The following is a 14,038-nucleotide window of genomic DNA, read 5'->3' as shown; positions in this document are numbered from 1 at the left end:
TTATTTCTTTTCGTTAAATAAATTCAACTCTTTAATCCAGTTTGTTTTTCTTTCCAAAAGGAAAATGTCTAAAAACAACAACAGAAAAGCAAATCCGATGAACCACTGAAATTGCGATTGAAAATCGGCCATTTGAGTTGCTTCGAATTCTGTTTTTTGAATGTTATTTAGGGCATTCTTGATGTATTCCAGCACTTCTTTGGTATTTCCGCCGTAAACATAGCCACCTTTGGTCGCTTTTGCAATATTTTTTAAATCTTCCTGATTTAATTTTGTGGTAACGGTTTGCCCGTTTTGGTCTTTTTGATAACCTCTGACTACGCCGTTTTCTTTTAAAGGAATGGTACCTCCTTTTTCAGTTCCAACACCAATGGTAATGATTTTCATTCCCATTTTGTTGGCTTCTTCTGCAGCAGCTGTAGCGCCTTCAGAGTGGTCTTCTCCATCGGAAATCAGAATCAGTAATTTACTGGTTTTGCTTTTTTCGTCAAAATAAGTAGAAGAAAGTCTGATGGCCTCGTCTAAAGAAGTTCCTTGTGAAGAAACCATGTCGGGAGTCATGCTTTGCAGGAACATTTTGGCAACACTATAATCGGAAGTAATTGGTAAAACCGGAAAGGCGCTTCCGGCATAGGCTACGATTCCGATTCGGTCACTTCCTAAATTGTTGATGATTTGAGAAACCAGCTGTTTACTTTTCTCTAAACGGCTTGGTGCCACATCTTCGGCAAGCATACTTTTTGAAACGTCAACGGCAAAAACAATATCGATTCCTTCCCGTTTTACGGTTTCCATTTTAGTCCCAATCTTCGGATTTACCAATCCGATAATTAAACAGGCAAGTGCCAAAAGCAATACCGATAATTTTAGGACAGGTTTAAAAACAGAGCGTTCCGGGCTCAGTCTTTTTACCATTTCAAGATCACCAAATTCACGTTGTTTTTTCTTTTTCCAATACATATTGAAAAGGAAAATGCACGCCACAATTGGGAGTAAGAATAAAAGGTATAAATATTTTTTTTCGTCTAATTCCATTTTTTAATTCTAGTTCTCAGTCGCAGTCACAGTTTTCAGCTGTAAAGGGAAAACTGTGACTGCGACTAAAATATTATATAAAGCTTCTGTAAACTGTATTTCTTAATCCTACTTCCAATACTAACAAAAAGGCGGCAAGTAAAACAAATATTCGGTACTTTTCGTCGTAATCGTAGAATTTTAGTTCCTGTATTTCGGTAGTTTCGAGTTTATTGATGGCACTGTATATTTCGGCTAATCGATCGTTACTGGTTGCTCTGAAGTAGGTTCCGTCTGTTTTTCGGGCAATACTTTTCATCAATTGCTCGTCGATTTCTACTTTTTGCATTTTAAACAGGAAACCTCCGTTTGGTGCGTAGGCGTATGGCGACGGAGCCATTCCGTTGGTACCAATTCCGATCGTGTATACTTTTATTCCGTATTGTTTTGCAATGTCTGAAGCTGTTTCAGGCTCAATAAAACCGGCATTGTTCACCCCATCAGTCATTAAAATAATCACACGACTTTTTGCCTTACTGTCTTTTAGACGGTTTACGGCTGTTGCCAATCCCATTCCAATTCCCGTTCCGTCTTGCAGCACCGTGTCGTATTTAATTCCTTTGATCGCTTCTAGAATAATAGCTTTATCGCTTGTAACGGGAGTTTTGGTATAAGCTTCTGAGGCATATAAAACCAATCCGATTCTGTCGTTAGGTCTTTCCCCAACAAAATCTGCTGCCACTCTTTTTAAAGCTTCCATACGGTTTGGCTTTAAATCTTTGGCAAGCATACTACCCGAAACGTCAATTGCCATTACAATATCAATCCCTTTCGTGGTCTTGGTCTGATTGCTGATGTCAACCGTTCTTGGTCTTGCCAATGCAATGATTAAAGAGCTTAAAGCGATAATCCTGAAAACATACAAACAAGGTTTTAATTTGGTCAATAGCGATTCGCTGTTTTTGAAACCCTGAGTTGAACTCATTTTTAAAGTCGCCGATTGCTGGTTGCGTTTCCAGAAAAACCAAGCGATCGCAATGGGGATTAACAGAAACAACCAAAAAAATTCCGGATTTAAAAAAGTTATCTTATCCATTAGTTACTCGCTTTTCTAAGTTCTACAGAATTTAATATTCTGGTTGTAATATCATTGGCATAGGTATCTCCTTCTTCGTGTAAAATCAAGATCTGTTGTAATCCCTGATCTTGTTTAAAAAGTAAGAGTTCATAATATGCTTTTGCACTTGTCTTGTCAATAGGATTGAAAACGGTCATGGTTCCGTATCCTTTTAGTCCCTGAACGCCTTCATTGGTTTGAAAATCTTCTTGTTTTACAATAATATTTTGTCCGCCCTGAGCTTCAATAACTTTTAAAGAACCTTCTAATGCTTTGGCTAAGTCAAGCTCTACAGGATTCTTAAACTTGCTGGTAGAAACGGTTACGTAGAAGTTTCCAACCATGCTTCCGTAAGCGAAAAGCTGCATTTCTTTGATGAGGGCCATAGTTTCTTTCGGAAGGACTTTTTGAGTATCCATACGTTTTAAAACCTTTGGAGTTTCAATCAGGATGCCCGGATTTCCGTACTCACTTTTTACCCATTCTCCTTCTAATAATTCTTTCGAAGGATGTCCGATTACATTATCTTTTACATAGTTAAAACCTTTTGTAACGATAAAGAAGGCGGTAGTGGCAATCAGTAAAAATAAAACAGATCCTACTGAGATCGCAATACGTTTGTTGCGTTTCTTTAACAACTGAAGTTTTATCTGTTTTTGTTTTTGTGCTTCGTTCAACAATTGATCCTCTTCTTCTGCCGGTACTTCGGTTGGAATAGCATTATCAAGTGTCAGGATTACTTTCTGAATTTTATTTCGGTCTTCTGTGATTTCAAACTCTAAGGGTTTAGATTTCGCAAATTTCACTAAATCCGCCTGACGTAAAACACGTTCTAAGTTTTCAACGGTTTCCGGTGTTAAAGTCATCTTCTTTTTGGTAGAAGCGGTTCTGATGGCCTGAATCAATTCAGAAGTGGTGCTTTCCATTGCCGGAATATGAATTGCCTCTTCGATGTAGTTTCGGGCAATATCCGTCAATTCACTGTAGTATTCTTTTATTTCTCCTTTTTGTACCAGTTCTTTCTGCTCCAGATTGTTCAACAAACTTGTCGCTTTTTCTATAGGAGTTTTGTAGACTTCCTCTTCTATCTTTTTCTTTTGATGTTTCTTAACATACCAATAAACAAACGCTCCGATGGCAAGAATTACAATCAGAATCAAAACGTAAATCCACCAGTTACCAATCCCATTGTCTGCGGGAGTAATGTCTTTGATGTCGTACATTTTTTGCTGTAACGTATCGACTTTTACATTGGCCACTTCAACGCGAATAGAATCTGTTGCATATGGTTTCTTGTCAATTAAAATTTTAATAGACGGAATGGTATATTTTCCGGAATCAAATTGGGTTAATCCGTATTTTTTAATCAGTTCGTAAGTGTCATTTTTCTTGACAGTGTCGATAGGATAGGATTGAATAACCTCTAAAGGACCAATGTTTTTTAGTTTAGGAAAAACAACCTTAGATTTTGAACTTACAACTGTTTTAAGAGTGAGTTTAAACTCGGCACCAATTTTATTTTTTGTAGTATCAATACTTGTCTCAACTTGTTTTTGTTGCGCAAAAACAGCTGAGGAAAGTAAAAATAAAAATATGTAAAATTTTAATTTCATTTGGTTTTTGATTTCAGATTTTGGTCTAAAATGAATGCTTAAAAATGGAACATGGATGACACAGATTTAAACGGATTTTTTTATCTAAAGACTTTATAATTCGTATAATCTAACAGTCTGACAATCTAAGAAGTCTAATATTCTAAGAAGTCTAACAATCTAAGATCATCTTGATTTGAAATAACCTAATAATTTGGTCACGTAATTTTCGTCGACTCTTGTATTTACGACACCAGCTCCCGATTTACTAAAAATATCCTTGAAATAATTCACTCTGTCCTGATAGTGTTTTTCGTAATTCAGTCGTACTGTTTTTGAGCCGGTATTTACCAATTGAATTTTTCCTGTTTCGGCATCGAGCATACTTACCATTCCTAAATTCGGAATTTTTTCCTCGCGGATATCGTACACACGTACCCCGGTGATGTCATGTTTTTTAGAAGCAATTTTTAAAGTCTGCTCATAATTTTCGGCCATGAAATCGGAAATCATAAAAACGATCGCTTTCTTTTTTTGTGTTCCGGACAGGAATTTCAAAGCTTGCGAAATATCGGTTTTGTGACTCTTTGGTTCAAATTCAATTAACTCGCGAATGATTCGGAGTACATGAGAACGTCCTTTTTTTGGGGGAATATACAACTCTACATTGTCAGAGAATAATATTAAACCAATTTTATCATTATTTTGTGTAGCCGAAAAAGCCATCGTTGCCGCAATTTCGGTGACGATGTCTTTTTTAAACTGACTTTTTGATCCAAAACCTTCAGAGCCTGAGATGTCTACCATTAAAACCATGGTTAGCTCACGCTCTTCTTCAAAAACTTTTACGTGAGCTTCGTTGTAGCGCGCCGTTACATTCCAATCGATGTTACGAATATCATCGCCATATTGGTATTGACGTACTTCACTAAAAGTCATTCCTCGTCCTTTAAAGGAAGAGTGGTATTCTCCTGAAAAGATATGATTACTCAGTCTTTTGGTTTTGATTTCTATTTTCCGTACTTTTTTTAAAAGCTCTTTTGTATCCATTTTATTTGTTTAAAGTTTAAAGTTTAAAAGTTTCAAGTTAGTCTTGCAACAACCTGAAACCTGAAACTTGAAACAAATTTTTAAGGTACCTCAATCTCGTTTACGATTTTGTTGATAATGTCTACAGAAGTAATGTTTTCGGCTTCAGCCTCATAAGTGATACCCACTCTGTGACGCAGAACATCATGTACTACTGCACGAACATCTTCAGGAATTACATAACCACGACGTTTGATGAAAGCGTAACATTTTGCTGCGTTAGCTAAATTGATACTTCCACGTGGTGATGCTCCAAAGCTGATAAGAGGTTTTAAGTCGGCAAGCTTGTATTTTTCCGGATAACGGGTAGCAAAGATGATATCTAAGATGTATTTTTCGATTTTTTCGTCCATGTAAACTTCACGAACAGCTTCTTGCGCACGCAAAATTTGCTCTACAGAAACGACAGGATTTACTTTTTCGTAACTTCCTTTTAAGTTTTGACGAATTACGAAGCGCTCTTCGTCAATTTTTGGATAATCAATTACAGTTTTAAGCATAAAACGATCGACCTGTGCTTCAGGAAGCTGATAAGTTCCTTCCTGCTCCACCGGGTTTTGGGTAGCAAGAACTAAAAACGGACGATCTAATTTGAAAGTGGTATCGCCAATGGTAACCTGCTTTTCCTGCATCGCCTCTAAAAGTGCCGATTGTACTTTTGCCGGAGCACGGTTAATCTCATCTGCAAGAACAAAATTAGCGAAGATTGGTCCTTTTTTAATGGAGAATTCGTTGGCTTTGATGTTGTAAATCATTGTTCCAATAACATCGGCAGGTAATAAGTCAGGAGTAAACTGGATACGGCTGAACGATCCCTGAACGGCTTGCGACAAAGTATTAATCGCTAAAGTTTTGGCTAATCCCGGAACACCTTCAAGCAAAATGTGCCCTTGTCCTAAAAGTCCGATTAGTAAACGCTCGACCATATGTTTCTGGCCCACAATAACTTTGTTCATTTCCATTGTAAGAAGGTCTATAAAAGCACTTTCTCTTTCAATTTTCTCATTTATCGCTCTAATGTCTAAAGTCGTTGTATTTTCTTCCATATAAATATTTTTAAAACCTTGATTTTTATGCCTAACTTTTGAGAGTGCAAATTGAATATTTTTTGAGAAGTAAGATGTTAAAAAATGGTTAAAACTTCGACCAAAGACCTAATTTTAAGGACGAATTGGGAATCTATTTTTATATTTTTAAGAACTTTGGTGATTATGCTTCAGAAAAGCATATTTATTACCAAAAATAACGCAATAAAACCATGAGTAAAACAGCATTATCGCCTATTATTTCGGGCACTATGAATTGGGGTGTATGGGATAAAAACCTAACGCTTAAAGAAATGGAAAACATGATACAGATCTGTATCGAAAACAAAATTACTACTTTTGATCACGCTGATATTTACGGAGCTTATACTACTGAAGCGGATTTTGGAAAAGCATTTCAGGCCAGTAAAATTTCGCGTGAAAAATTACAACTAATCACCAAATGCGGTATTCAGATGATTGCCGAAAGCCGTAAAAATACAATCAAACATTACGACTACTCGAAAGAATATATTATATGGTCTGTTGAAGAATCGCTAAAGAAATTAAAGACAGATTATGTGGACGTTTTTTTACTGCACAGACCTAGTCCGTTGATGCAGGCCGATGAAATTGCGGAAGCCGTTGAAAAGTTAAAATCAGAAGGGAAAATTATTGATTTCGGACTTTCGAATTTTACAAGTTCTCAAACCGAATTGATTCGTCAGAAAACAGAAGTAAGCTATAATCAGGTGCAATTTTCAGCAACGAATTTCGAGCCGATGGTTGACGGAAGTTTCGATTATATGCAGACTCACGGGATTCGTCCGTTGTCATGGAATCCGCTTGGAACGGTTTTTAGAGAAGACACTAAAAAAACACGTCGTTTGAAAAAGCTGTTTTCGGATTTAGTGAAGAAATACGGATTTGGTTCGGATACACTTTTATTAGCCTGGATTTTAAAACATCCTGCTCAGGTAATTCCGATTGCGGGAACGGTTAATATTGCCAGAATTCAGTCGTTGATGAAAGCAGTGGAATTGGAAATGGATAAGGAAGACTGGTTTGCGATCTGGACAGAAAGTATGGGCGATGATGTTGCTTAATTTTTTTAAGTTTTCAGTCGCAGTTTTGAGTATTCAGGGAAAATGCTAAAAATATTTTGCCACAGATTAACGGATTATAGATGATTGATTAATCTGTGAAAATCTTTTAATCTGTGGTAAAAAAATAAAAATATACAATGAAAAAAACAGTTTTAATTACTGGGGCCACAAGCGGAATTGGAAAAGCAACTGCGCAAATACTGGCCAAAAACAATTTTAAAGTGATCCTTTGCGGAAGACGTACGGATCGCTTAAACGAACTTGAAAAAGAACTTTCGGAGTTTACGGAAGTACATTCTTTAGCATTTGATGTTCGGGATAAAAAGGATGTTCTTGAAAAAATTGCTTCTCTTCCTACATCCTTTTCAGATATTGATATTTTGATCAATAATGCCGGAAATGCTCATGGTTTAGATCCGATTCAAACCGGTGATTTAGACGATTGGGATGCTATGATTGATATCAATGTCAAAGGACTTTTGTACGTTTCAAAAGCGGTGATTCCGAAAATGACAGCCAAAAAATCAGGCCATATTATAAACATTGGTTCAACAGCCGCAAAGGAAGTGTATCCGAACGGAAATGTGTATTGCGGAAGTAAACATGCCGTTGATGCGATTACAGCCGGAATGCGAATCGACTTAAATCCTTTCGGAATTAGAGTTGGAGGAATTCATCCCGGGATGGTCGCAACCGAATTTAGTGAAGTGCGTTTTAAGGGAGATACTGAGAGAGCTTCAAATGTATACAAAGGTTTCGATCCGCTACAAGCAGAAGATATCGCCGATATTATTCATTTTGTAGTTTCAAGACCGTACCACGTTAATATTGCCGATTTAGTGGTCATGAGTACGGCACAAGCCTCGTCGACAATTGTTAAGAAAGATTCTTAGACCTCTTAGACTGGCTTAGATTTTTAGACTAGCTTAGACTTCTTAGAATGTTCGATTATTGGATTCTTAGGTTTTTAGACTGGCTTAGACTTCTTAGAATGTTAGATTATTGGATTCTTAGATTTTTAGACTAGCTTAGACTTCTTAGAATGTTAGATTATTGGATTCTTAGATTTTTAGACTAGCTTAGACTTCTTAGAATGTTAGATTATTGGATTCTTAGATTTTTAGACTGGCTTAGACTTCTTAGAATGTTCGATTATTGGATTCTTAGATTTTTAGACTAGCTTAGACTTCTTAGATTTTTTTAGATACTAAATCAGTAATCTTAAAATAGAGTTTACGGACTTCTTAAAATTTTAGATTAATTTAGAGGTCTCAGAAGTCTAGCAATTTCGGCTTCTTAGATTGTTGGATTATTAGATCTTTAGACTAAGCAGTAATCCAACAATCTAAAACTCGAATAATCCAACAATCTAAAAAAAAATGATCAACAAGCGCCTTTTAATAAAAAACCTGCTCGCTCATAATGACGAGAGCAGTTTTTATGATAAGAAAAGGCAATTGAATCTGCATTCGCGGGAAGGAAAGGGGAAATTCCTGAAACATATCTGTGCCTTATCCAATTCCAACCCGACCAATAATTCTTATATCGTGGTGGGGGTGGAAGATCACGACAACGAAATCGTTGGGGATGATTTTTTTGATGACAGCCGAATCCAGAATCTCGTGAACGCCTTTTTAGAAAATCCGCCTAAAATTCAATACGAGAATGTACCGTTCCCAAATCTTCCAAAAGATAAAGTAATCGGATTGGTAACGATTAAGCCCAAAAGTAAAATCTCGTATTTTAAAAAAGGAATTCATACCATTCTTGCTAATAGTGTTTTTATTCGACGGGGAAGCAATTCTGTTCCTGTTGAAGGCGAGGTCGAAAAGAACTATCAAAATACAGAAACGGTCATCGGGATCGAAAACAGCTCAAGAAACAGCATCCAGTACACACTTGACGGGGTAATTGATTTTATGAATTTCAGACACAAAGACATGTCGCCTAAGTACCATGTTTTTAAAGAATTATTTGTGATCTGCTGGGCAGGAGTTCCTAAAAAATCCAGAGATAAAACATTCTTGTCCCGCGTTGATATTGAGCTGATCAACGAACAGATTAAGCTTTTTTATTCTGCTCAGGATGTGGTTACGATTGTGTATGATGAAGATAGTTTTACCATAACAGAATATGTTCCGCTGGGTTTAAATGACAAGACCAGTTATTATCCGTTGGAGAAGCAAACCATTCATTTTTTTGACAACGGCTATTATAAAATTGAAAGTGAAATGCTTTTTCAGCCCCCGGAATTCAATCGGAAAATGTTGTATCATATTTACAATTCAAATATCGCGCTACTCCAAAAACTTCAGAAAGGGATCGCTTTGTCAGCGCGTGAATTAAAAGATCTGGAAAATCTGCCCTCTACTTTTATGATTTGTCATCTGAATGGTTTTGAGGATGCCAAACAAAAATTGATTGATGCCAAACTGCTTTTAAAACCTTTTGGGAATATTTACCTGTCATTTAAAGAGGCGCTTCGAGTTTTGCGTAAGATGAAATACGATGTTCAGGAAGGGGCTAAATAGAGGTTCTAAGTTGCTAAGGTTCTGAGAATCTAAGGTTATTTTTGAAACGTGTAACTATTGGTACTTTAAATACTTGCGGACTTCATCGTACGGAAATAATAGCTCTTTAGGCCCGTCGGCATAAGAAGCGGCTTCATAGGAGTTGTAATATAAGAGCAATCCTTCTTTTGTATAAAAAATGTTCTGTGGCAGGTGAAATTTGTCATTTTCAAACATTAGACCAGTTGCATTGATGTTTGATTTTTCAGGGATTTTATATTTTTTGCGGAATTCCTTTTCGGCATAAGCCATAAATTCTTTTTCGTTTTTAAAGATCTGATCGGTAAAAATTGTTTTTCCCGTTTGGGAATGAAACAATAAGGAGCGATATCCCTGATAGCCATGTGCTCCTCCGGTAAACGTATAGTGATCAATTTTGATATTGATAATCTCATCAGATTCAAATTCGACATTCCCTTTTACGGTCGCTTCCCATCCGAAAGTTTCTGTTGGGAATTTTTTGTGCATTTCTTCATAAGAAGCTATAAAAGAGGTTGCTAAAGATTTGTAGTCGTTAGCTTTTTTGGGATCTTCTTCAAAATAGACGATCTCTTTTATCACAGAGAAAACTTTTTTATTAATACTGTCGGCAACAACAGGAATATTTTTTGCAATAGGAACGTCGATCGTTATTTTCGGACAGTCCTTTTCGCAAGGGATTGTCGATTCTTTTTCAAATGACTCATTTTCAAATGAAAGTTCTTTGCTGCAGCTTACAAACGTTAATAGCAAAAAGAGTATAAAAGGATAATGTTTCATGTCAAAAAGTGTTAATTATATACAAAGGTAAGAAGTTGTATCAGGATTAAAATAAATTAAACGGTAAATTTGTACCAGAATTAAGGATTTAAAATTTATAACCATATGAAATTCAATACTAAAGTAATACATGGGGGTCAGCATCATGATCCGGCTACAGGAGCAGTTATGCCTCCGGTGTATCAAACTTCAACTTTTATACAAACCAGTCCGGGTAAACCATTGGCAGATTATGAGTATAGTCGTGCTTCAAATCCAACGCGTACAGCTTTAGAAAATGCTTTGGCCAGTATTGAAAATGGTACTCGTGGATTGGCTTTTTCATCAGGTTTGGCTGCTACCGATTGTATTCTGAGATCGTTTAAGGCCGGTGATGAGATTATCGCAATGGATGACTTGTATGGAGGAACCTACAGAATGTTCTCCAGAATATATAAAGATTCAGGAATTAAGTTTCATTTTGTTGATATGACAGATATCGAAAAACTGAAATCATTAATCAATGAAAATACGAAATTGATCTGGGTGGAGACGCCAACCAATCCGTTGATGAAATTAGCAGATATTCAGGAAGTAGCCAAAATTACTAAAGCCAATAATATTTTATTTGCTGTTGATAATACATTCGCAACTCCTTATTTGCAAAAACCTCTTGATTTGGGTGCTGATATCGTAATGCACTCTGCAACAAAATATTTAGGAGGACACTCAGATGTTATTGCAGGAGCTTTAATTGTGAAAGATGAAGCTTTAGGAGATCAGCTGCATTTTCAGCAATTTGCGACCGGAGCAACATTAGGGCCAATGGACAGCTTCTTGGTTTTAAGAGGAATCAAAACACTTTCGTTAAGAGTACAGAGACATTGTGAAAACGGAGAAAAAGTGGTTGAATATTTAAGCAAACACCCTAAGATCAATACGGTTTATTATCCGGGCTTAGAGAGTCATCCTTTTCATGAAATTGCCAAGAAGCAAATGAAAGCTTTTGGAGGAATGGTATCTTTTACTTTTAAATCAGGGAAAAAAGAAGACTCAATTGCCTTTTTAGAGAAGCTGAAAGTTTTTACTTTGGCGGAGTCTTTAGGTGGAGTAGAATCTTTGGCCAATCATCCGGCTTTGATGACACATGCATCGATCCCGGCAGACAAAAGAGCCGAAGTGGGTATTACCGATGACTTAGTTCGATTGAGCGTTGGTATTGAAGATGCCGAAGACTTAATTGCCGACTTAGAACAGGCTTTAGCATAAAAAAATGAATAAAAAAATCCCAAATTCCAATTTGAATTATTTTGGAATTTGGGATTTTTTATTTGGGATTTTTAAAATTATAAGTATTGAATATATCCTATATTAAACCAAATCTGAGCATCGTTTGATTTGTTTTCTTTGTGAATTTTCTTATTCGGATTTAGACCGTCTACCCAGTCGGAATTAAAAGCCTGAAAACGGGTTTCAAACATCAAATCGCTCATTTCATTTAATTTATAATGAACACCTATTCCGGCAGTACCAGATAAAACGATACCGTTTTCACTTGAAAAGCCAAATTGACGGCCATCTGAAGGAGTCAGATATTTAGGAAATGTAGCTGCAGGAGTTCCCAACTGACCAAGGCTGGAACTTACTTCTGTTGTATAGTAACTTACCAAAAAACCTAAACTTACATAAGGGCTGAAAGCACCTACAGAATTTTCATAATAATGTATTTTCATTGGAGAAAATTCCAGTTGGGATCCGAGACTTATTACAGTCGATTTTCCTTGCATGGCTTTGAGTTGTCTAACCCCCAGTGTTTCGGGTTTTTTCTCTGTCCACTCTCCAAAATTATTCAGTTTTGTTCTGTTGAATGAAAGTTCTGATCTGACTTTAAAGTGTTCAGAAAAGAATCGTTCTCTGTTGCTGTTAGTGGAAAAGTTGACAAAATGAACAAGTCCAACTCCAACCCCTGTATTTCCAAGAGTCGTATCCAGATTGTTTCTTTCGCCAAAATCAGATTGGAAAAGAACAGGGCCGAATATTATTCCAACCTCGTGTGCTAGTGATTGTGCAGTCGATATTGTTGAGATGCCTAGAAAGGCAAAAAACGTGAGTATTATAGGTTTAAGCATGTGGTATTTGGTATGGGGTTTCAGATCCCGGCAAATATATAAAAAGAGGAGCAACTAAGAAGTATAAAGAGCTGTATTGATGAATATTTATTAAAAATATTAAAATATTAAATATATCGGTAGTAATTTACTGTAAAACGCAAAACCTAAAATATCTTTTTTCTTGATTTACTGTATAATGAATAAAAGTTTAAGAGAATCGTAAAAAAATATTCAATAAATGTCATTTTCGATTACCTTTGTCATAAATAACGAAAACGTTTTCTTAAATGTTAATAATCTAATAATCATGTCACAAAGTATTACCGCTTTTATGGATTCGGTTAGTCAAAAAAACCCGAATGAATCAGAGTTTTTACAAGCAGTTTTAGAAGTTGCCGAAACGGTAATTCCTTTTATTGAAGAAAATAAAAAATACCAGAACAAAATGCTTTTAGAGCGTATGGTAGAACCTGAACGTGTTATCTTGTTCAGAGTAAATTGGTTAAACGACAAAGGAGAAATCCAGGTTAATAAAGGATATCGTATCCAGATGAACTCCGCAATCGGACCTTACAAGGGTGGTTTGCGTTTTCATCCTTCTGTTAACTTAAGTATTTTGAAGTTTTTGGCTTTCGAGCAGACTTTCAAAAACAGCTTAACCACATTGCCAATGGGTGGTGGTAAAGGAGGATCTGATTTTGATCCAAAAGGAAAATCAGATAATGAAATCATGAAATTCTGTCAAAGTTTTATGACGGAACTTTCAAAACATATCGGAGCTGATACTGACGTTCCTGCCGGAGATATCGGAGTAGGTGGTAGAGAAGTAGGATATATGTTTGGTCAATACAAAAGATTAAGAAATGAATTCACCGGAGTTTTAACTGGGAAAGGAATTTCTTTCGGAGGATCATTAATTCGTCCGGAGGCTACAGGTTACGGAGCAGTTTATTTTGCTCAAAGTATGTTGGCAACTAAAGGAGATGACTTTAAAGGAAAAACGGTTGCAGTTTCAGGTTCTGGAAACGTAGCGCAGTACGCAACTGAAAAAGCAACTCAATTAGGAGCAAAAGTAGTTACATTGTCAGATTCTGCAGGATATATTTATGATGCAGACGGAATCGATGCTGAAAAATTAGCCTTCGTAATGGAGTTGAAAAATGAGCTTAGAGGAAGAATCAGTGAGTATGTGGCGAAATATCCAAATGCAAAATATGTAGAAGGAAAACGTCCATGGGAAGTTAAATGTGACGTAGCATTACCATGTGCAACTCAAAACGAATTGAATGGTGATGAAGCTAAGCTTTTAGTTGCTAACGGTTGTATTGCTGTTGCGGAAGGAGCAAATATGCCATCTACACCAGAGGCAGTTACTGTTTTCCTTGAGGCTAAAATTTTATTCGCTCCTGGAAAAGCTTCTAATGCCGGTGGTGTTGCAACTTCAGGTCTTGAAATGTCGCAAAACTCATTGCGTTTAAGCTGGTCTTCTGAAGAAGTTGACGAAAGATTAAAAGGAATCATGTTAGCAATTCATGCTTCATGTGTAAAATACGGTTCGGATAAATCAGGTTATGTTGACTACGTAAAAGGAGCTAACATTGCAGGATTTGTTAAAGTTGCCGATGCTATGCTTGCTCAGGGTGTAGTATAATTTTTTAGTTATAGTTTTTTAGTGC

The 14,038-nt window shown here is 36.4% G+C and carries 12 protein-coding genes; 5 read left to right on the top strand and 7 right to left on the bottom strand.

Going from position 1 to position 14,038, the window contains the following annotated elements; all coding sequences use genetic code 11:
• The 5 genes from LNQ34_RS07010 to LNQ34_RS06990 all read right to left on the bottom strand — a co-directional run bounded on the left by LNQ34_RS07010 (nt 1) and on the right by LNQ34_RS06990 (nt 5,858).
• Nucleotides 1–1,035, bottom strand: coding sequence for a VWA domain-containing protein (locus LNQ34_RS07010; protein WP_017497453.1), 1,035 nt, complete (start codon nt 1,033–1,035; stop codon nt 1–3).
• Nucleotides 1,036–1,108: 73 nt separating this feature from the next.
• Nucleotides 1,109–2,110 carry a vWA domain-containing protein gene (locus LNQ34_RS07005; protein ID WP_202700556.1) on the bottom strand — a complete coding sequence of 334 codons (1,002 nt, stop codon included), beginning with the start codon at nt 2,108–2,110 and terminating at the stop codon, nt 1,109–1,111.
• Nucleotides 2,110–3,744, bottom strand: coding sequence for an EGFR-like transmembrane domain-containing protein (locus LNQ34_RS07000; RefSeq protein WP_202700557.1), 1,635 nt, complete (start codon nt 3,742–3,744; stop codon nt 2,110–2,112). The genes LNQ34_RS07005 and LNQ34_RS07000 overlap by 1 nt, the downstream gene beginning before the upstream one ends.
• Before the next feature lie 165 nt (nt 3,745–3,909).
• On the bottom strand, nt 3,910–4,773 hold the full coding sequence (locus tag LNQ34_RS06995; protein ID WP_017497456.1) for a DUF58 domain-containing protein: 864 nt from the start codon (nt 4,771–4,773) through the stop codon (nt 3,910–3,912).
• An 80-nt stretch (nt 4,774–4,853) separates the two neighbouring features.
• The gene (locus tag LNQ34_RS06990) at nt 4,854–5,858 is read right to left on the bottom strand and encodes an AAA family ATPase (RefSeq protein ID WP_017497457.1); all 1,005 of its coding nucleotides are present in this window, start codon (nt 5,856–5,858) and stop codon (nt 4,854–4,856) included.
• A gap of 212 nt (nt 5,859–6,070) precedes the next feature.
• Between LNQ34_RS06990 and LNQ34_RS06985 the strand changes: the two genes are divergently transcribed.
• From LNQ34_RS06985 to LNQ34_RS06975, 3 genes are all read left to right on the top strand, one after another.
• A complete protein-coding gene (locus LNQ34_RS06985; RefSeq protein WP_202700558.1) occupies nt 6,071–6,943 on the top strand; it encodes an aldo/keto reductase in 873 nt (290 codons plus the stop codon).
• Between the two features lie 137 nt (nt 6,944–7,080).
• Entirely contained in the window at nt 7,081–7,836 is a 756-nt protein-coding gene (locus tag LNQ34_RS06980) for an SDR family NAD(P)-dependent oxidoreductase (RefSeq protein WP_229999051.1), read from the top strand.
• 486 nt (nt 7,837–8,322) lie between these two features.
• Nucleotides 8,323–9,474, top strand: coding sequence for an ATP-binding protein (locus LNQ34_RS06975; protein ID WP_229999050.1), 1,152 nt, complete (start codon nt 8,323–8,325; stop codon nt 9,472–9,474).
• Between the two features lie 54 nt (nt 9,475–9,528).
• Here the strand turns inward: LNQ34_RS06975 and LNQ34_RS06970 are convergent, their stop codons facing one another.
• Nucleotides 9,529–10,272, bottom strand: a complete 744-nt coding sequence (locus tag LNQ34_RS06970) for a DUF3298 and DUF4163 domain-containing protein (RefSeq protein WP_229999049.1) — start codon at nt 10,270–10,272, stop codon at nt 9,529–9,531.
• A 105-nt stretch (nt 10,273–10,377) separates the two neighbouring features.
• Here LNQ34_RS06970 and LNQ34_RS06965 point away from each other — a divergent pair, with 105 nt between their 5' ends.
• On the top strand, nt 10,378–11,520 hold the full coding sequence (locus LNQ34_RS06965; RefSeq protein ID WP_202700562.1) for a cystathionine gamma-synthase: 1,143 nt from the start codon (nt 10,378–10,380) through the stop codon (nt 11,518–11,520).
• Nucleotides 11,521–11,597: 77 nt separating this feature from the next.
• Here LNQ34_RS06965 and LNQ34_RS06960 read toward each other — a convergent pair whose 3' ends face one another.
• Nucleotides 11,598–12,380 (bottom strand): THC0290_0291 family protein, encoded by a 783-nt coding sequence (locus LNQ34_RS06960; RefSeq protein ID WP_229999048.1) that lies wholly within the window; start codon nt 12,378–12,380, stop codon nt 11,598–11,600.
• A gap of 289 nt (nt 12,381–12,669) precedes the next feature.
• Between LNQ34_RS06960 and gdhA the strand changes: the two genes are divergently transcribed.
• Entirely contained in the window at nt 12,670–14,013 is a 1,344-nt protein-coding gene (gene gdhA / locus LNQ34_RS06955; RefSeq protein ID WP_202700608.1) for an NADP-specific glutamate dehydrogenase, read from the top strand.
• Nucleotides 14,014–14,038: the final 25 nt, after the last annotated feature.

Source organism: Flavobacterium lipolyticum, from assembly GCF_020905335.1.
GTDB classification, from domain to species: domain Bacteria; phylum Bacteroidota; class Bacteroidia; order Flavobacteriales; family Flavobacteriaceae; genus Flavobacterium; species Flavobacterium lipolyticum.
This window is presented reverse-complemented; position numbering and strand designations above follow the sequence as displayed.

Excerpts from the sequence above, each read along its gene's own strand:
- LNQ34_RS07010 (WP_017497453.1), bottom strand. The coding sequence starts at position 1,035 with ATGGAATTAGACGAAAAAAAATATTTATACCTTTTATTCTTACTCCCA.
- LNQ34_RS06965 (WP_202700562.1), top strand. The coding sequence starts at position 10,378 with ATGAAATTCAATACTAAAGTAATACATGGGGGTCAGCATCATGATCCG.
- gdhA (WP_202700608.1), top strand. The coding sequence starts at position 12,670 with ATGTCACAAAGTATTACCGCTTTTATGGATTCGGTTAGTCAAAAAAAC.
- LNQ34_RS06970 (WP_229999049.1), bottom strand. The coding sequence starts at position 10,272 with ATGAAACATTATCCTTTTATACTCTTTTTGCTATTAACGTTTGTAAGC.
- LNQ34_RS06960 (WP_229999048.1), bottom strand. The coding sequence starts at position 12,380 with ATGCTTAAACCTATAATACTCACGTTTTTTGCCTTTCTAGGCATCTCA.
- LNQ34_RS06990 (WP_017497457.1), bottom strand. The coding sequence starts at position 5,858 with ATGGAAGAAAATACAACGACTTTAGACATTAGAGCGATAAATGAGAAA.
- LNQ34_RS07000 (WP_202700557.1), bottom strand. The coding sequence starts at position 3,744 with ATGAAATTAAAATTTTACATATTTTTATTTTTACTTTCCTCAGCTGTT.
- LNQ34_RS06975 (WP_229999050.1), top strand. The coding sequence starts at position 8,323 with ATGATCAACAAGCGCCTTTTAATAAAAAACCTGCTCGCTCATAATGAC.
- LNQ34_RS06985 (WP_202700558.1), top strand. The coding sequence starts at position 6,071 with ATGAGTAAAACAGCATTATCGCCTATTATTTCGGGCACTATGAATTGG.
- LNQ34_RS06980 (WP_229999051.1), top strand. The coding sequence starts at position 7,081 with ATGAAAAAAACAGTTTTAATTACTGGGGCCACAAGCGGAATTGGAAAA.
- LNQ34_RS07005 (WP_202700556.1), bottom strand. The coding sequence starts at position 2,110 with ATGGATAAGATAACTTTTTTAAATCCGGAATTTTTTTGGTTGTTTCTG.
- LNQ34_RS06995 (WP_017497456.1), bottom strand. The coding sequence starts at position 4,773 with ATGGATACAAAAGAGCTTTTAAAAAAAGTACGGAAAATAGAAATCAAA.